The organism is Halomonas sp. DP3Y7-2 (genome assembly GCF_019800795.1).
Taxonomy (GTDB): domain Bacteria; phylum Pseudomonadota; class Gammaproteobacteria; order Pseudomonadales; family Halomonadaceae; genus Halomonas; species Halomonas litopenaei_A.
Window position 1 is genome coordinate 643,292 of record NZ_JAHVKJ010000001.1, and the last position, 19,044, is coordinate 662,335.

Below are 19,044 nucleotides of genomic sequence, written 5' to 3' on the forward strand. Positions count from 1 at the left end.
GGGAAGTGCCAGATCTGACGCTTCAGGCGCGATTTTGTTCCCTCATTACGCGACCTTTCTGCCGCTGCCAGTCCCGGTCTTTCTCGGTAGCGCGCTTGTCATGCAGCTTCTTGCCCGTTACCAGCGCAAGCTCGCATTTCACCCGGCTGCCTTTCCAGTACAGCTTGAGTGGGACGCAGGTGTGGCCCTTGTCCTGGGTGCGCGAAAAGATCTTGGCGATCTCCTTGCGGTGCAGCAGTAGCTTCCGTGTTCGTGTGGGGTCTGCCACTTCGTGGGTGCTGGCCGTGTTCAGCGGCATGATATGGCTGCCCAACAGCCATGCCTCACCATTCTTGACCAGGATGTAAGTGTCGGTGAGCTGGGCCTTGCCGGCGCGCAGGCTTTTGACTTCCCACCCCGCCAGCGCCAGGCCGGCCTCGAAGGTCTCATCGATGTGGTACTCGAAGCGTGCCTTCTTGTTCTGGGCGATGGTGTTGTTGCCAGGACCCTTGTCCTTTCCCTTCTTGCTGGCCATGGAACCTCTTTGATCTCTGAGTCGGTCCCGAGGACGTTATCGTCATCGGGGTGGCCTCTGATGCATCTGTCCATTCCTGCCGCTGCAGCAAGGCGACGACGGCACCGTCGAGCCTGGTGGCTGGATGACTCCTCGGCATTGCTCCTCGAAGAGGGAGTCCAGTCCGGCGGTGGAAGCGTGATACCATTCAAGGCCGAAACAACCGCTCATGATACGCCCTGGGCTTCTGGAAGTCAGCGGAGAGGTCAATGCCAACCGTCAATCGATCCGCCATGGTGCGGCACACTCCCAAGCAGATGTTCGATCTGGTGAACGATTTCGAAAGCTATCCTGAGTTCCTGCCGGGATGTCGCCGTGCCCGCCTGGTGGAGGAAGAGCCTTCACACCTGGTGGGGGAGATGACCCTGGGCAGGGCCGGGATCGAGCAGACCATTGTGACCCGTAATGACCTTCACGAGCCGGAGCGGATTGAGCTGTCGTTGGTAAAAGGGCCGTTCAAGCGCATGAGCGGGCGCTGGAAGTTCACTGCTATGGGCGACAACGTGTGCAAGGTGAGCCTGGAAATGGACTTCGAGTTTTCCAGTCGGCTGTTGGGCATGGCGTTCGGCAAGGTCTTTCAGCAGATTGCCGGCCAGCAGGTAGATGCCTTCACTCGTCGTGCTGATGAGCTGTATGGACGCTGACGCTCCCGCGACGGCACAGGAGCGCATCACGGTCGAGGTCGCCTTTGCCTTGCCGCACAAGCAGAGGCTGGTGGCGCTGCGACTTCCGGTTGGGACGACGGCCACTCAAGCCGTGGCGGCGGCACATCTGCCGGCGCTGTTTCCTGAATTGCCTGCAGACACCTTCACCGATGCCAGCCTTGGCATCTTTGGCAAGACGCTGCGTGACCCGTCGCAGCACGTGCTGCGTAACGGAGACCGTGTCGAAGTCTATCGCCCGCTGAAGATTGATCCGAAACAGGCCCGCGCGCAGCGCGCAGCCCGCGACCGCTGAGATGATCAGCGGTCGCGGGCCTGTGCGTCGGGGCTGCAGCCGATCCTTTCGAGGGCTTACTCCCGCTCGGGATCGACGGTGCGGTTGTAGATAGGTTCGATGTTGGCCTCGCCGTCGGGGTTGTCATCGGCCCCGCCGCTGGTCGGTCCGACACCGTAGCTATGCTTGCCGGCGACGTCCGGGTCCATGCTGAAGTCGCCATCGCGCTCGATGTTGACCAAGTTGTTGCCAGCAAAGGTCAGCGTGACGCGTCGTTGCATCACATCTCCGTAGGCTTCATCCAGTCGATAGACATAGTCCCACTGCTCGGCGTTAAACGGCGCCTCCAGCAGCGGAGAGCCCATCAGGTTGATGACCTCCTGGCGTGACATGCCTGGGCGCAGCTGTTCGACCATATTGTTGGTCACCAGGTTGCCCTGGGCCAGGTCGCGCTTGTACACGCTGAAATAGGTGCAGCCACTGGTCAGTGCCAGGGCCAGTGAAAGGGTGACAATTCCGGTCAGCTTTTGCATTTGCGCCTGTTCTTCACTATCGTGGGGTCGGTCGATCATACCCGACCCTACCTGATACTGCGAAGAGCAACCATGGCCGACAAGAACCATGAATTGCGCAAGGCCGGACTGAAAGTCACCCTGCCGCGCGTTAAGATCCTGCAGATCCTCGAATCTGCCACCGATCAGCACCACCTGAGTGCCGAGGACGTGTACAAGACGTTGCTCGAAGCTGGCGAAGATGTAGGCCTGGCCACGGTATATCGTGTCCTGACTCAGTTCGAGTCAGCGGGCCTGGTGATACGACACAATTTCGACGGTGGCCATGCGGTCTTTGAGCTCTCTCAGGAAGAGCATCATGACCACATGGTGTGCCTGGAAAGTGGCGAAATCATCGAGTTCTTCGATGAAACCATCGAGCGTCGCCAGCAAGAAATTGCGGAAGAGCACGGTTTTGAGCTCGTGGACCATGCGCTGGTCCTCTACGTCAGACCGAAAGGCTCCAAGGCCACTCGTCAGGAAGGTATCGCCAAGCGTTAAGATTGGCGCTCCTTGCCTGAGCTTAGGTGTACAAGCCTCCGCCCTAGGGTGGAGGCTTTGTTGTGTCTGCCTGTTTTTTGTCGACGGATGTGTGCAGTGTGTCCGTCGGTCAATGGTGGGCGCGCTGGCTGGCGTCGAGCATCTCGCGGGCATGGGCGAGCGTCTGATCGGATAGCTTGACCCCTCCCAGCATGCGAGCCAGCTCGCCAACTCGTCCGGCCTCGTCCAGTAGCGCCATATGCGTCGAGGTGCTGTCCTTACGGGCCTTCTTCTCGATATGCAGATGGTGGTGCGCCTGTGCGGCGACCTGTGGCAGGTGTGTGACCGTCAATACCTGGCCACCTTCGCCAAGACGCTTGAGTAGCTGCCCCACGATCTCGGCCGTTGCGCCTGATACCCCGACATCTACTTCATCGAACACCAGACAAGGAATGGTCGAGTGCTGTGCCGCGATGACCTGAATCGCCAGGCTGATGCGTGACAGCTCACCCCCAGAGGCGACCTTGGCCAGGGGCCTGGGTGGCTGGCCGGGGTTGGCTGCAATCAAGAAGCGAACCCGGTCCATGCCTTCGGGGGCGGCGGCATCTCGCTGGCTGACTTCTACCTCGAAGCGCGCCTTGCCCATGGCCAGGAAGGCCAGCTGCTGCTGAACCTCCTTGCCAAAGCGCTTCGCCGCCTTGTGGCGTTCACCGCTGACCTTTTCCGCCAACTGTCGCCACTCTGCCTTGAGGGCATCGGCCTTTTCGGTCAGTGCTTCCAGGTCCTCGTCGCCACCCTCAAGGCCTTCCAGCTCGGTGGACAGGCGCTGATGCAGGGTGACGATCTCCTCTGGCAGCACGTGATGCTTGCGGGCGATTCGGTGGGTTTCAGCCAGTCGTTGCTCGACCCATGCCAGGCGATCAGGGTCGAGTTCGACACTTGCCATGACCTGGTGAAGCTCTCTTCCGGCCTCTTCCAGTTGGATGCTGGCATCCCCCAACAGCGCCAGAGCGTTAGCCAGTGCCCCCTGGTTGCTGCCCGGCAAGGCCGCAAGGCGCTGGGTGGCCTGGTGCAGCAACGGCAGTGCGCCACCCTCGTCATTGTCACAGCAATCCAGTGCAAACTGGGTCTCTGCCAAGCGCGTTTCAGCGTGGGCGAGAAGTTCCTGTTCCTGTTCCAGGCTGTCGAGCTCCTCCTCGCCCAGGCCCAGCTGGTCGAGCTCTTCCACCTGGTAGCGCAACAGCTGCCGACGCGCACGAATGTCGTCGCTGTCGTCGGCCAGGCGCTTGAGCTGGCGGCGGGTGGCCTGCCACTCACGGTAGAGCTCGGCCAGGCGTGCCACCGACTCGCGGTGGCCGGCCAGGTCATCCAGCAGCCTGAGGTGGGTGTCCTCTGCCAGCAGCGCCTGATGGGCATGCTGACCATGGATCTCGATCAAGGTCTCGCCCAGGGACTTCAGGTCGGCGATGGTGGCCGGCTGACCATTGATCCAGGCCTTGGAGCGACCGCTCTTGGTCACGACACGACGCAGCAGGCAGTCATCGGCAGACAGCTCTCGGCTCTCCAGCCAGGTGCGTGCATTGGGTAGGCCGCTGATATCGAAGCGTGCGCTCAGGTCGGCGCGAGATTGCCCGTGACGGACGCTGCCCGCGTCGCCACGCTCACCCAGGCAGAGCCCGAGGGCGCCGAGCAGGATGGACTTGCCTGCACCGGTTTCCCCGGTAATAGCGGTCATGCCACCGTCAAGCTCAAGCTCGAGGTGGTCGACGATGGCAAAATCCTGGATCGAGAGTTCGGTCAGCATGCGGGCCTCCGGGTGACGCTACCTGGAGCAGGTAGCGGTAGGTGCTCAATGCTTGATCCCGGTGAGGATGGAAGGATGGACGCATCCGTGCCGGGAGGGCGGTAGACGGGTACTGGTTATCTATCCATGACTTGGTGTTTTATACAGTAGTTGAGGCACGCCGACAATGCACGCCGACGTGCCGATGTCGGCGCCGTCATCGGCAAATGGCTGTTCGTGTGAGTCAGATCAGCCTTCGGGGCCCTTGAGATTGTCCTGGCCAGCCCCATATATCCCTGCAGTTTGCGGCCGAGGGAAGCAGGCGATGTCACGCTTCCTTGCGGTCAATCACTTTACAGGCGGTGCCACCGCGATTGTTGGAATGCTTCAGGAGGCTGCACATGGCCAAAGATCCCCAGACCCCGCTGGATGACGAACTCGCACGCCAGGAACAGGAAGGCGATCCGCAGCAGTCTGCAGAGACTGCCGAAGCGATCGAAGGCGAGTTGGATGACATCATCGACTTGGCTGAGGATGACGCCCAGGGCGACGCCGTGGAAGGCAGTGACAATCCTGAGGCTGAGGTGCTGGCCGCACGGGTCGAAGAGCTCGAGCAGAGCGTGGCCGATGCCAAGGATCAGGCGCTGCGTGCAGCGGCAGAGGCGCAGAACGTTCGCCGCCGTGCAGAAGCCGAGGCTGAAAAGGCCCGCAAGTTCGCGCTGGAGAAGTTCATCAAGGACCTTCTGCCGGTGGTAGATAGTCTCGAGAAAGCCCTTGAGGCCATGGGCGAAGATGCCTCTGAAGCGCATCGCGAAGGGGTTTCCATGACCCTCAAGATGCAGCTCGACGTGCTGGGCAAGTTTGGTGTCGACATTGTCGAACCCCATGGCGAGCCGTTTGATCCGCAGTTCCACGAGGCCATGGCCATGGTGCCCAACCCCGAACTTGAGCCCAACACCGTCATGGACGTGATGCAAAAGGGGTATGTGCTCAACGGCAGACTGGTGCGCCCGGCCATGGTGGTCGTCAGCCAGGCCGCCGGCTAAGCCGGACGCCCGAAAACGTTAAGGGTTGTCGCGCCGGAAAGCGGATGGGGACTTGAAAACGGCGATAACGCCCCCCAGATAGTCGGCAACCCCGCGGTTAACGCCGCAACACGAACTTTAGTTACGCAATACACGAATTCGAGGATTTCCTATGGGACGCATCATCGGCATTGACCTTGGTACCACTAACTCTTGTGTGGCCGTGCTCGACGGCGACAGCGCCAAGGTAATCGAAAACGCAGAAGGCGCACGCACCACTCCGTCCATCATCGCCTACACCGATGATGGCGAGACTCTGGTGGGGCAGGCGGCCAAGCGTCAGGCGGTGACCAACCCGGAAAACACCCTGTACGCGATCAAGCGTCTGATTGGCCGTCGTTTCAAGGACGACGTTGTCCAGAAGGACATCAAGATGGTGCCGTACACCATCGCCGAAGCCGACAACGGTGACGCCTGGGTCGAGGTGAAGGGCAAGAAGCTTGCGCCGCCCCAGGTCAGCGCTGAAGTGCTGAAGAAGATGAAGAAGACCGCCGAGGACTATCTGGGCGAAGCCGTGACCGAGGCGGTCATCACCGTGCCGGCCTACTTCAATGACAGCCAGCGTCAGGCTACCAAGGACGCCGGCCGCATTGCCGGTCTGGAAGTGAAGCGCATCATCAACGAGCCGACCGCTGCTGCCCTGGCCTACGGCATGGACAAGTCGCGCGGTGACAAGACCATCGCGGTCTATGACCTGGGTGGCGGTACCTTCGATATCTCCATCATCGAAGTGGCTGACGTCGACGGCGAAACCCAGTTCGAAGTGCTCGCCACCAACGGCGATACCTTCCTGGGTGGTGAGGACTTTGACCTCAAGCTGATCAACTACCTGGTCGATCAGTTCAAGGCCGACAGCGGTATCGACCTGTCCGGGGACAACCTGGCGATGCAGCGCCTGAAGGAAGCTGCCGAGAAGGCCAAGATCGAGCTGTCCAGCGCGCAGCAGACAGACGTCAACCTGCCTTACATCACCGCTGACAACACTGGCCCGAAGCACCTCAACGTCAAGGTGACCCGCGCCAAGCTCGAGTCACTGGTGGAAGAGCTGGTCAGCCGTTCGCTGGCACCGTGCAAGACCGCTCTGTCGGACGCTGGCCTGTCTGCCTCCGAGATCGACGACGTGATCCTGGTCGGTGGCCAGACCCGCATGCCGATGGTGCAGTCCAAGGTGGCCGAGTTCTTTGGCAAGGACGCTCGCAAGGACGTCAACCCGGACGAGGCCGTGGCCGTGGGTGCTGCGATTCAGGGTGGCGTGCTTGGCGGTGACGTCAAGGACGTGCTGCTGCTCGACGTGACGCCGCTGACCCTGGGCATCGAGACCCTGGGTGGCGTGATGACGGCGCTGATCGAGAAGAACACCACCATTCCGACCAAGAAGACCCAGGTGTTCTCGACTGCCGATGACAACCAGACAGCCGTGACCATTCACGTGCTGCAGGGTGAGCGCAAGCAGTCCAGCGGCAACAAGTCACTCGGCCGCTTCGACCTGTCCGATATTCCGCCGGCACCGCGTGGCGTACCGCAGATCGAAGTCGCCTTCGACCTGGATGCCAACGGTATCCTCAATGTGTCCGCCAAGGACAAGGCGACCGGCAAGGAGCAGTCCATCGTCATCAAGGCCTCCAGCGGCCTGTCCGATGACGAGATCGAGCAGATGGTCCGCGATGCGGAGGCCCATGCCGATGAGGACAAGAAGTTCGAAGAACTGGTCGCACTGCGCAACCAGGCCGATGGCATGATCCACGCCTCGCGCAAGACCCTCGAGGAAGCCGGTGACAAGGCGTCCGAGGAAGAGAAGCAGGCTATCGAGAGCGCCATCAAGGAACTCGAAGAAGCCCTGCAAGGCGATGACAAGGACGCCATCCAGGCCAAGCTTGATGCCTTGACCGAGGCCTCCGGCAACCTGGCGCAGAAGATGTACGCCGAGCAGGCAGATGCCGGCCAGCAGGCGGGCGACGCCGAGGCAGGCGCTGGCGCCAAGAAGGAAGATGACGTGGTCGACGCCGAGTATGAAGAAGTCAACGACGACCAGAAAAAGCAGTAACCACGACATCTGAACCTCGGATGACACCAGCGCGGGAGCCTGCCTCCCGCGTTGGTGTTGCTGAGGATCGCTACGGAGGCGGACAGACCCATGTCCAAGCGAGACTACTACGAGGTACTGGGTGTCGAGCGCGGTGCCGATCAGAAGGACATCAAGAAGGCCTATCGGCGGCTGGCACAGAAGTACCACCCGGACCGCAACCCGGACGATGACACCTCGGCGGAGAAATTCCGTGAAGTGTCCGAGGCCTACGAGGTACTGACCGACAGCGAGAAGCGCGCGGCCTATGACCAGTTCGGCCATGCCGGCGTCGACGGTCAGGGCGGTGGTGGCTTCGGCGGCGCCGGGGCTGGCGGCTTCAGCGATATCTTCGGGGATGTCTTCGGTGACATCTTTGGCGGTGGCGGCGGTCGTCGCAACCCCAACGCCCCGCAGCGCGGCAGCGATCTGCGCTACAACCTGGAGCTCGACCTCGAAAGTGCCGTGGCCGGTACCAGTGTGGACATTCGCGTGCCTCGCCACGTCGAGTGTGAGCGCTGTGACGGTGATGGTGCGGAGCCCGGCTCCACCAAGGAGACCTGCCCCACCTGTCACGGTCATGGTCAGGTACGCATGCAGCAGGGCTTCTTTGCCGTGCAGCAGACGTGTCCGACCTGTCATGGCAGCGGCCAGCACATCAAGGTGCCGTGCCACAAGTGCCATGGCGAAGGGCGCGTGCGCGAGACCCGCACCCTGTCGGTCAAGATTCCGGCTGGCGTCGATTCCGGTGATCGCATTCGCCTCAACGGTGAGGGCGAGGCTGGGGTCAACGGTGGCCCGCCTGGCGATCTGTACGTGCAGGTGGCGATCAAGCCGCACCATATCTTCGAACGGGATGGCCGTCACCTGCAGTGTGAAGTGCCGATCAACTTTGTTGATGCGGCCCTTGGTGGAGAGCTGGAAGTGCCCACTCTGGATGGGCGCGTCAAGCTGAAGATTCCGGCAGAAACCCAGACAGGCAAGCTGTTCCGGTTGCGTGGCAAGGGGGTCAAGCCGGTTCGCGGAGGCCCCGCGGGTGACCTGTTGTGCCGCGTGGTGGTGGAAACACCGGTTAATCTCAGCGAAGAGCAGAAAGACCTGCTCCGCAGCTTCCAGGACAGCCTCGGTGGCAGCAATGCCCAGCATTCGCCGAAGAAGTCGAGCTTCTTCGACGGTGTGAAGAAGTTCTTTGAAGATATGAAGCTGTAAGTCGCTGCTGGCCAGCGACCCGGGACTACCCGGGCTGATGTGACCCGCCAACCCCCGGCGCCATGCGCTGGGGGTTGGCGTTTGTCAGACAGGCACAAAAGGACGTGGGGACACATGGACCAGGACATGAGCCAGGGCCTGAATCAGGGCTTAAACCAGGGCTTAAACCAGCGCTTAAAACAGGGCATGAGCCTGCGCATTCACCAAGGCATAAGCCATGGGTAATCAGGACCGGCCGCTTGCGGGCATTGTGCTGCGGATTGGCTCCGGCCTGCTGTTTGCGGCGATGCTGATTTGCGTGAAATGGGTGAGTGACGACGTGCCGCTGGGACAGGTGGTGTTCTTCCGCTCCGCCTTCGCGCTACTGCCTATCGTGGTGTTCCTGGCCTGGCGTCACGAATTTCCTAAAGGACTGGCCACTCGCCGCCCTGGTGGACACCTGCTGCGTTCCAGTCTTGGCGCTGCGTCGATGTTTGCCACCTTCGCTGCCTTGGCCAGATTACCGGTGGCAGAGGCAACCTTGTTGGCACAGCTCGCCCCCGTGCTGATGGCCATCGGCGGTGTCGTGATGCTGGGGGAGCGCTTCACCCTTCCGCGGGCCTTGGCGCTGATGCTGGCTGTCGCTGGGGTCGCCGTGCTGGTTGTCCCGGATATCGGTGACAGCCACAAGGCCGGCCAGCTATCCGGTTATGCGTTAGGCGTGTTGGGGGCGTCGTTGACGGCTGCTGCGCTGGTGACGGTGCGACGTATCTCGCGCACTGAAGGCGCTGGTGCCATCGCGTTCTATTTCGTGCTGGCGTGCACCCTGGCGGGACTGGCGACGTGGCCATTGGGTTGGGTGGCGCTGCCGACGGAAACGTTGACGCTATTGATCCTGTCGGGACTGTTCGGTGGCGCGGCCCATATCTGCATGACCCTGGCGCTGCGTTTCGCGGAAGTGTCGCGACTGGCGCCCTTTGAATACATTGCGCTGATCTGGCCCGTGTTGGCAGACGTCTGGCTATTTGGCCAGCCGCTATCGTCGGGCTTTCTGCTGGCGCTGCCTCTGATGCTGGGCGGGGCGGCTCTGGCGGCGATGGAAGGGCGCCGCCTAGGCTTTCGCCGCAGGCGCCCTGACACGTTGAAGTAGGCTAGCCGGGCGAATCTAGCACTTCCCTAGATAGCGTCTTCGACAATCAGTTGCGGTACCCCCATGGAGCAGGGTTCAACCCTGGCTCTGACGCGGTAGACCCGCTCCACCAGCTCGCTGGTGACAACGTCTTTGGTGGCACCACATGCGACCAGACGGCCCTGTTCCAGCAGCATGGCCTGGTCGGTGAAGCGTAGTGCCTGTCCCAGGTCGTGAATGGCCACGAGAATGAGCATCTCGCGCTCACTGGCCAGACGCCGCAGGATGGTCAGAAGCCCGACCTGGCGATGCAGGTCCAGCGCAGAGGTGGGTTCATCCAGCAGCAGCACCTCGGGTTCCTGCACCAAGGCTTGTGCCGCATTGACCATCTGGCGTTGGCCACCGCTCAAATCCCCGATATCCCGCTCACTCAGGTCGGCGATGCCGAGCTCCGCCAGGGCTCGTTCGACCTGGGTCAGGTCCTGTGGCTGCACCTTCATGCCGCGCCCTTGCATGCGAGCCAGCAACACCGCTTCATAGACGGTCAGCACTGCGCTGGCGCCGTTGTCCTGGGTCATGTAGGCCATCGGGCGATCTTGCCGCGCGCCTTCCACAATGGCCTGTCCGGATCCCTTAAGTACGCCGAAGACGCGACGAAACAGGGTCGACTTGCCAGCGGCGTTAGGGCCCAGCAGCGCCACGACCTGGCCGCCATGGAAGGTCGGGGTAGTGATCTCGGCAAGAATCTGGCGCCGACCGTAGCGCGCCGAAAGACGATCAAGACGTAGGCTTACCATGAGGCCTTCTTATGGTTGAGCACGAGAAACAGGAAGAAGGGGATTCCCACCAACGAGGTGATGATACCGATGGGTATGACCGTGCCTGGCAGGATCACCTTGGACAGCACTGAGCCAATGGACAGGATCAGGGCGCCACACAAGGCGGATCCTGGCAGGAAGAAGCGTTGATCCTCACCGACCAGCAGGCGGGCGATGTGGGGCCCGACCAGACCGATAAAGCCGATGGTACCGACAAAGGCGACGGAGACCGCTGCCAGCAGGGATACCAGCACCAGCACTTCGAGGCGCAGCCGCCGAGGCTTCAGCCCCATGCTTTCCGCCTTGGTGTCGCCCAGACGCATCGCCGTCAGCGCCCAGCCGTGACGGGCCAGCAGCGGCACCACCAGCAGCAAGACGCCGAGGGCGATCCATAGCTTGGGCCAGGTGGCCTTGGTCAGGCTGCCCATGGTCCAGAAGACGACGGCAGATACCGCTTGCTGGCTGGCAAAGAACTGAATCAGCGCCATCAGGGAGTTGAAGATGAAGACCATGGCGATGCCTAGCAGCACGATGGTCTCGATAGTGACGCCACGCTTGAGGCTAAGCGCATGAATGAGGAACGCCGTGAGCATGGCCATGACAAAGGCGTTGATGGGGATGACGTAGTCCAGTGCTGCCGGGATGATGGCAACGCCGAAGGCCAGCGCCAGGGCCGCGCCAAAGCTGGCACCGGCAGAGATACCCAGGGTGAAGGGGCTGGCCAGAGGATTGCTGAGGATGGTCTGCATCTGGGCGCCGGCAATGGACAGGCTGGCACCGACGACCAGGGCCATCAGCGCGACAGGCATGCGTATTTCCCAGACGATGACCCGCGCCTGTGCCTCGACCTGGTCAGGCGTCAGCAGAGCCGCGACCACCTCGGCGAGCGTGAAGCGGGCTGGCCCCAGTGCCAGGTCGATACATAGGCTGAGTGCCAGGGCTGCCACCAGCGCCGCCAGAATGATCTGGCGGCGCAGGACCAGTGAACGATAGGCGTCGCGACCGCTGTGATCGACGACCGCCGTACTGTCATTGCTCATCCAGAGTGATCCAGTAGCCGGGCTCGTAGTCGGTGGGCAGGAAGCGCTCGTGCAGCTCCTGGAAGGTCGCCTCGGGGTCCAGGTCCTCGAACAGTTCGGGGTGGAGCCACTTGGCCAGTTGCTGTACTGCCACAAAGTAGTAGGGACTGTTGTAGAACTGGTGCCAGATGGCGTGGAACTGACCCTGCTCCACGGCAGTGATGCCGGTCATTGCAGTGCGCTGCGTCAGCCGTTCCAGCTTGGTGCGAGCCGCGTCCATGTCAGCGCCAGGGCCCATGCCAACCCAGTTGCCGCCAGGCACATAGGCATCCCAGTTGCCACCGGTGACCACCACGTGGTCAGGATTGGCGGCAATGATCTGCTCCGGGTTGAGGGTGCCGAAGGTGGTGGGGATGATGCCGTCGGCGATGTTGCTGCCCCCCGCCAGTTCGACGTATTCACCGAAGTTGCCGGGCCCGAAGCTCATGCAGCAGTCATCCGAGTAGCCACCGGCGCGATCGATGAACACGCTGGGCCGCTCGGGATTCGCTCCCGCGATCACATCGGTCACTTTGGCCAGCTGTTCTTCCGAGAAGTCGATGAAGGCCTCGGCCTGTTGCTGCTTGCCGAGCAGCTCGCCCATCAGGCGCATGGAGGGGATCGTATGCGCCAGCGGATCCTCGCGGAAGTCCACGTAGACGATCGGAATGTCGAGCTCTGCCAGCTTGTCATCGTAGCCTGCGTCTTCCGTAGCGGCGCGAGCTTCCAGGTTCATCAGGACCACGTCGGGAGACAGCGAGGCGGCCTGCTCGACGTCAAAGGTGCCGTCCTTGAAGCCGCCGAACGTCGGCAGCTCCAGCAACTCGGGAAACTTCTCGGCGTAGCGGGAGTAGCTGTCCGGGTCGGCCTGGGAGAAGTCTTCACGCCATCCCACCACGCCTGCAAAGGGAGCGTCGGGCTGAAGTGCGCCCAGCAGATAGATCTGGCGGCCTTCGCCAAGAATGACTCGCTCAACCGGGGTCTCGAGGGTGACCTGGCGTCCGGCCACATCCGTGACAGTAGTGGTATCGGCCATGGCGGCCGCAGCCGCGAACGGGGACAGGGCCGCTAGGCCAAACATCATGAAAGGTTTCATCGAGACTGGGTTCTCAGGTGGTGAAGGACGGCCGAGTGCCCTGCATACATGGCTTGGGGGCGATCCAGGTGTCTTCCGTCGCAGAAAAGGCAACGCTGCGTTGCCTGACGTGGCGCGTGAGTCGGCGCTATTCTACTGCGACGTATTCGTATTCGTAAAAACGGTGAACAGTATGGTGGATTCCCAGGCTATCGTCGAGACGTCATCCGGGCAGCGCTTGATCAATCGGTTGTGCAAGCACTGGGCGCACAAGCTCGAGGTGGATGCGGCGTCGGGGCGAGTGGTCTTCCCTGGTGGCGAGTGCCTGATGAGCGCGTCAGAGACGCAGCTCAAGGTGGACCTTGAGGCGCAGGACGCGGAGCAGCTGGCACGCTTGCAGGGTGTGGTGGCCAGCCACCTGGAGCGTATGGCCAGCAAGGAGACGCTGAGCATTCACTGGCAGTAAGGTGTCATAGCCAGCCGGCTCGTCGAAAGTGACGATAAAGCGCGCCGCAGCATAGTCCCATGGCCCCCAGTGCCATGGGATAGCCCATGCGCCAGTCCAGTTCTGGCATATGCGTGAAGTTCATTCCCCAGACGCCCGCAAGAATGGTCGCCACGGCGAAAATGGCCGCCCAGGACGCCAGGCGTTTCTGCACCTCTCCTTCGTCGATGGCAATCATGGCCAGGTTGACCTGAATGGCGGTGGTGATTGTCTCGCGGATGGTGTCGACGGCAGCCTCAATGCGATGCAAGTGGTCGTAGACGTCACGAAAGTAATCCTGGGTGCCTTTGCAGAGCGCGGGCACGCGTCCGCCAAATAGATGGGCACTGGCTTCGGCCAGCGGGTTCACCGCATGCTTGACGCACATGATGCTGCGCTTGAGCTGATAGAGACGTTTCAGGCTGGTTCTTGCGTTGCCTTTGACGAACATCTGTTCCTCGATGCTTTCAAGCTCTGCCTCCAGGCTCTCGAGAATCGGAAAATAGCGGTCGACCACCACATCCATCAACGCGTACAGCACGAAGGCCGGCCCCTGTTTGAGGAGTTCTGGCTCTCGCTCGCACCGGTGCCTGACATCGGTAAAACCGCGATGGTGGTGCTGGCGCACCGACAGCACATAGCCAGGTCCCGCGAAGATGGCCAGCTGGCCGAACTGGATCTCCTCCTGTAGCGCCGACATCATCTGGGTCACCACGAACAAGGCATCTCCATACTCTTCCACCTTGGGGCGCTGGTGGCCTGCCAGGGCATCTTCCACCGCCAGTTCGTGAAGCCCGAATACCTCCTGGAAGGTGGCCAGTTCGTCTGCGTCCGGATCATGCAGGGCGACCCACACGAAGCGATGGGGGTGGGCAAGGTGGACGGCCACCTCACTGGCATCAATGTCGCAGAGCCGACGCCCCTCTTCATAGGCTACGCAGTTGATGATCATGGCTACCTCCCCCGTGCGATCGAGATGTCGTTGCTGAAAAGGTAGCTGGTGCTGTCGCTGGTCATCCGTCTTTGCAGTGCGAGGCACAACAACGTGGTGACGGTCCCTTGGCAAAACGGCTTGGACTATCTATCTTTATATAAAGATACTTTGTATAAAGATAGCTGTTCGAGCGGCGAGGGAGAGCGGTCATGACAGAGGCTGAGACAAAGACAGGGCCATCAGGTGGCAACAGAGGCATCGGTCCAGCGGCAGGTTCGGCCAACATTGGTGTTGCGGGCGAAAAAGATGCCATAGACCGTCTTCAGGACGAGTGGCGACGCGCGCTACCTGCCCAGGATCCCGTGGATATGGGGATTTTTACGCGCCTTTACCGAGTGCTGAAGCACGTGGATCGACGAGTGAATGCGGTGTTTCGCGAGCACGGCCTGAAAGAGGGTGAGTTCGACCTGCTCGCCACTCTGTATCGACGTGATGCTCCTGACGGTTTGACACCCAATGAGCTGTGCGAGGCTGTGGTGCTGACCTCAGGGGCCATGACACATCGCCTCGACCGCCTGGTGGAGCGGGGGTTGGTGGAGCGGGTGGCGCATCCCAGCGATCGCCGAAGCGTGCTGGTCAAGCTGAGCGAGGCGGGTAGAGCCATGATCCCTGGCCTGCTCGATGCCTACCTGGAGTCGCTGGCACAGATGCGCTCAGGGCTAGCTGATGAGCAAGCAGATGCCCTGGCCAATGGGCTGCGTCAACTGTTGCTGACATTGGAGGAGCGCCAATGAGCTCGCTAGCCCGGTCTTCTTGGAGGGCTGGCGCCTTGCCTGCCCATCTTGGCATGGTGTTGTGGGCATTGCTGGTGGGGCTGTCATTCCCGGCCGTCGGGCTGCTCAGTCAAGGACTGCCGCCGCTTGCGCTGACATCGTTACGCTTCGTGATTGCAGCGGCTGCGGTGTTGCCGCTGGTGTGGCGGGCGCCAGGCCTTTGCCCCAGTCGTCCCGGGCTGCTGCTGTATGGGCTGATGGGGCTGTGTCTGGCAGGTTTCTTCGGCGCCATGTTCTGGGTAGCGCACCTGACCAGTGCCCTGTCCATGGCCACCTTGTTCGTGAGCGTACCGCTGCTGGCGTACTGCCTTGGGCGACTGGTGGGCGTCGAGGATCCTGCGCTATCGCTGCTGGGGCTGCTGTTGCTGGGGGCGGCAGGCGCCATCGCGCTGGCGTGGGCCGAGGCAGGGGGTTCCTTTGCCAATATGCGCCTAGGCACGGGGGAGCTGGTCTTCTTCCTGGGCTGCATCGCCTCTGCGCTGTATCCGGTGCTGTCGAAACTGGGCTTGGCCAGAGGTTGGCTGTCGCCCCATGCGGGGGTGCGAACGCTGTGGAGCCTGGTGCTGGGGGCGCTGCTGATCGGCTTGCTGGGTGTCGCGGCCGGGGATTCGACCGCCTTGCTACAGATGACCTCCAGAGATCTCGGGATCTTGGTGTATCTCGGTCTGTTCTCCAGTGGCATGACGTTCTGGCTGCAGCAGTATGCTACGGCCACGCTGACTCCAGCAGGGGTCACTGCCTATGGCTATCTTGTGCCCTTTGTCTCGATGTGGCTGCTATTCGTGCAGATGCCGACGCGCATATCCTGGTTGTGGTTGCCTGGGAGTGTGCTGGTCGTTGCCGCCATTGTGCTGCTGTTGCGGCGGGACATGCGCCAACGGCGCCACGCAGTGCCCAGGACGGATGCGGAGCCGGGATGTCGAATGGGGTAAGTACACTTCGATTATTGTGCGGTAATGCGCAAATCTAGCTTTTGTGTTTCTGTGTATCTAAATGTGACGTGACGTTATCTCTGGCGGGCGGTAAAAGGTGGCTCATCGGCGGTTTTGGCCATGGAGCTCGTCATGTCAGGTATTTGTTCTTCTTCCTTTACAAACCGACAGCCAGAGCAAGGCCCAGCCACTGACTCAGAGTCATTTGCACCCTCTTCTTCCGTGGCTGATGTGGGTGGGCTAGCCATGGCGTCATCTGGCGACGGTTTTTCCGACGCCTTGGCCGAGCGCTACGACCAGCTGGCTCAAGATCCCCGCTACTGTATTTTTACCGGGTCGGTGCTGCACTACCTGGGGCTGGAGGAAGGGGTTGTCGGCAAGCGGGTGCTCGATGTGGGGTGTGGCAACGGCGACCTGGCGGCAGATATGCGTCGTCAGGGTGCGAGTGAGGTGGTGGGCGTCGATATCAGCCCCGCGCAGATAGCCCTGGCCAGACAGCGCCATGGTGGGCTCGGCACGACGTTCCGTGTGGAGGATGCCTATCAGCCGCTAGCCCTGCCCGAGGCGCCCTTCGATACCCTGGTCAGCGTCTTTGCCTTTCATTTCATTCAGGATCCAGAGCAGTTGGCTCGTGCGTGTCGCAATCTCTTCGAGGCGCTGAAGCCTGGCGGCCTGCTGGTGTGGCTGGATATCACCCATGACTATGTGTTCGATCCAGAGCGAATGGCGCGGCTGGAAGCCTTGACCAGCTATCGCTATGACCCTGGGGTGGCGCCGGGGCAGCGTCCGGCTCCCTGGAGTCGCGTGGCGGGTCAGGTGCGCTCGGGGTCTGCCTGGTTGCCGGTGGACCATGTAGCCATTCCCGGCAGAACCGTGGTCGAAACGCTGCAACGCGTGGGCTTTTCGCAGGTCCGGCGCGAGCCGTTGCGATTTCCTGATGCCGAGTCAGCTTGGTTGTGGGGGCCAGAGGGCTTCAATCATCATCTGCTGGTGGCCCGTCGCTAGACATTGGTGGTCCCGCTGGAAGGGGTGTGTCAGCGAGGTCCTGCCGCAGGCGGAAGCAGCTCAGCAGATTGCGCTGAAGTGCACTGAAGTTGTCGTCGCTGACCATCAGGATGCTGCCTTCTGGCAGCCTTGCCAGTCCTTCCATGTTGTCGATTCGCCAGCCGTCTCCTGCAGACAGGCTGGCAAGACGTGTGACGTCGACGGTCGGGGGTTGGTGCAGTTCGACCAGGCTCAGGGTGATGGTCAGAGGGTGTGGTGGGGAGAACGCCCGCTCCAGGGCCAGCAGACGGGGCGAGCGAGTGCTGGCAGCGTCTTCGAGTGTCAGTAGCTCTGTCAGTGCGCTGCCAGGTGCCGATGCCAAGGGGTAGTGCCAGCGGGTGACCGGTGTGTCGTCTCCGGGCAGGCTGAACAGCAGCGTATGGCGGCTTGAGATGTCGTCGGTGGGAGGCTGTGGCATGTCGGTCGATGGGGCTTCCAGTCCCGCGAGCAGGCCGATGCCGGGCACCCAGGCAAGCGCCTCCAGGCTCTGGTTGTCAGCAGCGCTGGCCGTCAAAGGGGAGCGTATGATCCGTCCGCTTGATACCCCCGTGGTGGTGAAGCCTTCGACGCGGTGATCCTGTTCAAAGCCCACCAGCAGCTGCGTATTGCCTGCAACGTTGTCGCGGTCATTCATCAGTACCAGAGACTCGGCGTCTGCCGCCTTGCCTTCCAGCCGGCGACCGTCTCGGTCCGTCAGTCGGTGGCTCGATAGCGCCGTGAGGTCAACCAGCCGGCCATCGCGAAATACGGGGGTCGCCTGGTGCAGGCGTCCACGATCCGATAGCAGATACAGGCGCTGTTCATCGTTGTCCCAGGCCATGGCGGACAGCCCGCCCAGGGGCACCGGCGCGACATCATCAAGCGGCTGCCATTCGCCGGGTAGCGCCAGGGTGCCGCAGAACTCGAGCGCTGCCGGCGCGGGGGCATCACCCTGAAGGTTGGCTGAGGCGACCTGGGTAGTGCAGCCGCTGAGCCACGACGACAGGATGATCAGTCCGATGGCCAGGCAGTGTGGGGGCAGGGGCTTGGGCAACATGGAGGCCTCATTGAAGCGTGGGCAAGGCATTGTGGTGTGGCATTGGTATACTGCGCCAAGTTTCTTGCAGTTTTATCATTGGTCAGCGCTGGAGTTTGCATGAGTTCAACCGCCCCTCGTATTGCTATTGTCGGCGTCGCCGGTCGCATGGGTCGCACCCTGGTCAACGCCGTCGCCCAGGATGAAGCGGCTTCTCTCGCCGGTGGTATCGTTGAGCCGGGCAGTTCGCTGACGAACGCAGACCTGGGAGAGCTCGCGGGTATCGGTCGGCTGGAGGTGACTGCGGTCGATTCCCTGGACGCTATCGTCGATGATTTTGACGTCTTGATCGACTTCACCGCGCCAAAGGTGACGCTGGCCAACCTGGCGTTCTGCGCCCAGCATGGCAAGGCGATCGTGATTGGCACCACGGGCTTGTCCGATGACGAGCTGGCCGAGCTCGACAGCTATCGCGACCGGGTCGCCATGGTGTTTGCGCCCAACATGAGTGTCGGTGTGAATCTGACGCTGAAGTTGCTGGAAACCGCGGCGAAGGCGCTTGGCGATGAAGGTTACGACATCGAAGTGATCGAGTCCCATCATCGACACAAGGTGGATGCCCCCTCCGGCACGGCGCTGCGCATGGGCGAGGTGGTTGCCGCCGCTCTGGATCGTGATCTCAAGGAGCACGGTGTGTTTGAGCGCGTCGGCCAGTGCGGCCCCCGTGATGCCAAGGAGATTGGCTTCGCTACCGTGCGTGCAGGGGATATCGTCGGTGAGCACACCGTGATGTTTGCGACGGAAGGTGAGCGCATCGAGATCACCCACAAGGCGTCTAGCCGCATGACCTTTGCCCGCGGTGCTGTGCGCGCTGCGCGCTGGGTGGCCGGGCGCGATGCCGGACGCTATGGCATGAACGATGTGCTGGGGCTTGAGTAAGTCTGTCTGGTCGCAACGTTCGGTGGCAAAGGCTGCCGGGGGTTGATGCGTGAACGGGGGTAGTCAGATACCTCTGAATGCTGTAACATTCCAAAAATTTTGGCCGAGCCGGGCATGAAAGTGCCGCCCAGAAAGCGCATTTAAC

Annotated in this window: 20 protein-coding genes; 12 read left to right on the plus strand and 8 right to left on the minus strand. The window is 61.8% G+C overall.

Annotation, left to right across the window (positions count from 1 at the left end):
- Positions 1-22: 22 nt before the first annotated feature.
- Entirely contained in the window at positions 23-514 is a 492-nt protein-coding gene (gene smpB / locus KUV45_RS02835) for an SsrA-binding protein SmpB (protein ID WP_206942442.1), read from the minus strand.
- A 248-nt stretch (positions 515-762) separates the two neighbouring features.
- Here smpB and KUV45_RS02840 point away from each other — a divergent pair, with 248 nt between their 5' ends.
- Together KUV45_RS02840 and KUV45_RS02845 are read left to right on the plus strand one after the other, a co-directional pair.
- Entirely contained in the window at positions 763-1,197 is a 435-nt protein-coding gene (locus tag KUV45_RS02840; protein WP_206942443.1) for a type II toxin-antitoxin system RatA family toxin, read from the plus strand.
- Positions 1,187-1,510, plus strand: a complete 324-nt coding sequence (locus KUV45_RS02845) for an RnfH family protein (RefSeq protein WP_222162153.1) — start codon at positions 1,187-1,189, stop codon at positions 1,508-1,510. The genes KUV45_RS02840 and KUV45_RS02845 overlap by 11 nt, the downstream gene beginning before the upstream one ends.
- 56 nt (positions 1,511-1,566) lie before the next feature.
- On the opposite strand, the gene KUV45_RS02850 is transcribed toward KUV45_RS02845, so the two are convergent.
- Entirely contained in the window at positions 1,567-2,061 is a 495-nt protein-coding gene (locus KUV45_RS02850) for an outer membrane protein assembly factor BamE (RefSeq protein ID WP_308126691.1), read from the minus strand.
- Between the two features lie 33 nt (positions 2,062-2,094).
- On the opposite strand from KUV45_RS02850, the gene fur reads away from it, so the two are divergent.
- The gene (gene fur / locus KUV45_RS02855) at positions 2,095-2,541 is read left to right on the plus strand and encodes a ferric iron uptake transcriptional regulator (protein WP_206942445.1); all 447 of its coding nucleotides are present in this window, start codon (positions 2,095-2,097) and stop codon (positions 2,539-2,541) included.
- Between the two features lie 109 nt (positions 2,542-2,650).
- Here the strand turns inward: fur and recN are convergent, their stop codons facing one another.
- Positions 2,651-4,324 carry a DNA repair protein RecN gene (gene recN / locus KUV45_RS02860; RefSeq protein WP_222162152.1) on the minus strand — a complete coding sequence of 558 codons (1,674 nt, stop codon included), beginning with the start codon at positions 4,322-4,324 and terminating at the stop codon, positions 2,651-2,653.
- Between the two features lie 380 nt (positions 4,325-4,704).
- Between recN and grpE the strand changes: the two genes are divergently transcribed.
- The 4 genes from grpE to KUV45_RS02880 all read left to right on the plus strand — a co-directional run bounded on the left by grpE (position 4,705) and on the right by KUV45_RS02880 (position 9,788).
- Positions 4,705-5,349 (plus strand): nucleotide exchange factor GrpE, encoded by a 645-nt coding sequence (gene grpE / locus KUV45_RS02865; RefSeq protein ID WP_222162151.1) that lies wholly within the window; start codon positions 4,705-4,707, stop codon positions 5,347-5,349.
- A 151-nt stretch (positions 5,350-5,500) separates the two neighbouring features.
- Entirely contained in the window at positions 5,501-7,432 is a 1,932-nt protein-coding gene (gene dnaK / locus KUV45_RS02870) for a molecular chaperone DnaK (protein ID WP_206942450.1), read from the plus strand.
- 90 nt (positions 7,433-7,522) lie between these two features.
- On the plus strand, positions 7,523-8,659 hold the full coding sequence (dnaJ, locus tag KUV45_RS02875; RefSeq protein WP_206942452.1) for a molecular chaperone DnaJ: 1,137 nt from the start codon (positions 7,523-7,525) through the stop codon (positions 8,657-8,659).
- Positions 8,660-8,876: 217 nt separating this feature from the next.
- Positions 8,877-9,788: a DMT family transporter gene (locus KUV45_RS02880; protein WP_206942454.1), complete on the plus strand. Its 912-nt coding sequence runs from the start codon at positions 8,877-8,879 to the stop codon at positions 9,786-9,788.
- A gap of 26 nt (positions 9,789-9,814) precedes the next feature.
- Here the strand turns inward: KUV45_RS02880 and KUV45_RS02885 are convergent, their stop codons facing one another.
- Genes KUV45_RS02885 through KUV45_RS02895 form a run of 3 tightly spaced genes read right to left on the minus strand, consistent with a single transcriptional unit; the run spans position 9,815 to position 12,727 of the window.
- Positions 9,815-10,564 carry an ABC transporter ATP-binding protein gene (locus tag KUV45_RS02885; RefSeq protein ID WP_206942456.1) on the minus strand — a complete coding sequence of 250 codons (750 nt, stop codon included), beginning with the start codon at positions 10,562-10,564 and terminating at the stop codon, positions 9,815-9,817.
- Positions 10,558-11,625 carry an iron ABC transporter permease gene (locus KUV45_RS02890; protein ID WP_206942458.1) on the minus strand — a complete coding sequence of 356 codons (1,068 nt, stop codon included), beginning with the start codon at positions 11,623-11,625 and terminating at the stop codon, positions 10,558-10,560. Before KUV45_RS02890 ends, KUV45_RS02885 begins: the two co-directional genes overlap by 7 nt.
- Positions 11,615-12,727: an ABC transporter substrate-binding protein gene (locus KUV45_RS02895; RefSeq protein WP_374107010.1), complete on the minus strand. Its 1,113-nt coding sequence runs from the start codon at positions 12,725-12,727 to the stop codon at positions 11,615-11,617. The genes KUV45_RS02890 and KUV45_RS02895 overlap by 11 nt, the downstream gene beginning before the upstream one ends.
- Positions 12,728-12,911: 184 nt before the next feature.
- On the opposite strand from KUV45_RS02895, the gene KUV45_RS02900 reads away from it, so the two are divergent.
- Complete coding sequence (locus KUV45_RS02900) at positions 12,912-13,184, plus strand: DUF2218 domain-containing protein (RefSeq protein WP_206942460.1); 273 nt, start codon at positions 12,912-12,914, stop codon at positions 13,182-13,184.
- A gap of 4 nt (positions 13,185-13,188) precedes the next feature.
- On the opposite strand, the gene corA is transcribed toward KUV45_RS02900, so the two are convergent.
- Positions 13,189-14,154, minus strand: a complete 966-nt coding sequence (gene corA, locus KUV45_RS02905; protein ID WP_222162150.1) for a magnesium/cobalt transporter CorA — start codon at positions 14,152-14,154, stop codon at positions 13,189-13,191.
- Between the two features lie 350 nt (positions 14,155-14,504).
- On the opposite strand from corA, the gene KUV45_RS02910 reads away from it, so the two are divergent.
- The 3 genes from KUV45_RS02910 (at position 14,505) to KUV45_RS02920 (ending at position 16,906) form a co-directional block, all read left to right on the plus strand.
- A complete protein-coding gene (locus KUV45_RS02910) occupies positions 14,505-14,930 on the plus strand; it encodes a MarR family winged helix-turn-helix transcriptional regulator (RefSeq protein ID WP_222162149.1) in 426 nt (141 codons plus the stop codon).
- Entirely contained in the window at positions 14,927-15,901 is a 975-nt protein-coding gene (locus KUV45_RS02915; RefSeq protein WP_224851890.1) for a DMT family transporter, read from the plus strand. The genes KUV45_RS02910 and KUV45_RS02915 overlap by 4 nt, the downstream gene beginning before the upstream one ends.
- A 246-nt stretch (positions 15,902-16,147) precedes the next feature.
- Positions 16,148-16,906, plus strand: a complete 759-nt coding sequence (locus KUV45_RS02920; protein WP_206942465.1) for a class I SAM-dependent methyltransferase — start codon at positions 16,148-16,150, stop codon at positions 16,904-16,906.
- Here KUV45_RS02920 and KUV45_RS02925 read toward each other — a convergent pair.
- Positions 16,875-17,981, minus strand: a complete 1,107-nt coding sequence (locus KUV45_RS02925) for an esterase-like activity of phytase family protein (RefSeq protein WP_222162148.1) — start codon at positions 17,979-17,981, stop codon at positions 16,875-16,877. The genes KUV45_RS02920 and KUV45_RS02925 overlap by 32 nt on opposite strands.
- A 99-nt stretch (positions 17,982-18,080) precedes the next feature.
- Here KUV45_RS02925 and dapB point away from each other — a divergent pair, with 99 nt between their 5' ends.
- A complete protein-coding gene (gene dapB / locus KUV45_RS02930) occupies positions 18,081-18,899 on the plus strand; it encodes a 4-hydroxy-tetrahydrodipicolinate reductase (RefSeq protein WP_206942468.1) in 819 nt (272 codons plus the stop codon).
- Positions 18,900-19,044 lie beyond the last annotated feature (145 nt).

Coding starts and splice junctions, on each gene's coding strand:
- dnaK (WP_206942450.1), top strand. CDS start 5,501: ATGGGACGCATCATCGGCATTGACCTTGGTACCACTAACTCTTGTGTG.
- smpB (WP_206942442.1), bottom strand. CDS start 514: ATGGCCAGCAAGAAGGGAAAGGACAAGGGTCCTGGCAACAACACCATC.
- KUV45_RS02845 (WP_222162153.1), top strand. CDS start 1,187: ATGGACGCTGACGCTCCCGCGACGGCACAGGAGCGCATCACGGTCGAG.
- KUV45_RS02915 (WP_224851890.1), top strand. CDS start 14,927: ATGAGCTCGCTAGCCCGGTCTTCTTGGAGGGCTGGCGCCTTGCCTGCC.
- dnaJ (WP_206942452.1), top strand. CDS start 7,523: ATGTCCAAGCGAGACTACTACGAGGTACTGGGTGTCGAGCGCGGTGCC.
- KUV45_RS02840 (WP_206942443.1), top strand. CDS start 763: ATGCCAACCGTCAATCGATCCGCCATGGTGCGGCACACTCCCAAGCAG.
- KUV45_RS02850 (WP_308126691.1), bottom strand. CDS start 2,061: ATGATCGACCGACCCCACGATAGTGAAGAACAGGCGCAAATGCAAAAG.
- KUV45_RS02880 (WP_206942454.1), top strand. CDS start 8,877: ATGGGTAATCAGGACCGGCCGCTTGCGGGCATTGTGCTGCGGATTGGC.
- dapB (WP_206942468.1), top strand. CDS start 18,081: ATGAGTTCAACCGCCCCTCGTATTGCTATTGTCGGCGTCGCCGGTCGC.
- KUV45_RS02885 (WP_206942456.1), bottom strand. CDS start 10,564: ATGGTAAGCCTACGTCTTGATCGTCTTTCGGCGCGCTACGGTCGGCGC.
- KUV45_RS02900 (WP_206942460.1), top strand. CDS start 12,912: ATGGTGGATTCCCAGGCTATCGTCGAGACGTCATCCGGGCAGCGCTTG.
- grpE (WP_222162151.1), top strand. CDS start 4,705: ATGGCCAAAGATCCCCAGACCCCGCTGGATGACGAACTCGCACGCCAG.
- corA (WP_222162150.1), bottom strand. CDS start 14,154: ATGATCATCAACTGCGTAGCCTATGAAGAGGGGCGTCGGCTCTGCGAC.
- KUV45_RS02895 (WP_374107010.1), bottom strand. CDS start 12,727: ATGATGTTTGGCCTAGCGGCCCTGTCCCCGTTCGCGGCTGCGGCCGCC.
- recN (WP_222162152.1), bottom strand. CDS start 4,324: ATGCTGACCGAACTCTCGATCCAGGATTTTGCCATCGTCGACCACCTC.
- fur (WP_206942445.1), top strand. CDS start 2,095: ATGGCCGACAAGAACCATGAATTGCGCAAGGCCGGACTGAAAGTCACC.
- KUV45_RS02925 (WP_222162148.1), bottom strand. CDS start 17,981: ATGTTGCCCAAGCCCCTGCCCCCACACTGCCTGGCCATCGGACTGATC.
- KUV45_RS02920 (WP_206942465.1), top strand. CDS start 16,148: ATGGCGTCATCTGGCGACGGTTTTTCCGACGCCTTGGCCGAGCGCTAC.
- KUV45_RS02910 (WP_222162149.1), top strand. CDS start 14,505: ATGGGGATTTTTACGCGCCTTTACCGAGTGCTGAAGCACGTGGATCGA.
- KUV45_RS02890 (WP_206942458.1), bottom strand. CDS start 11,625: ATGAGCAATGACAGTACGGCGGTCGTCGATCACAGCGGTCGCGACGCC.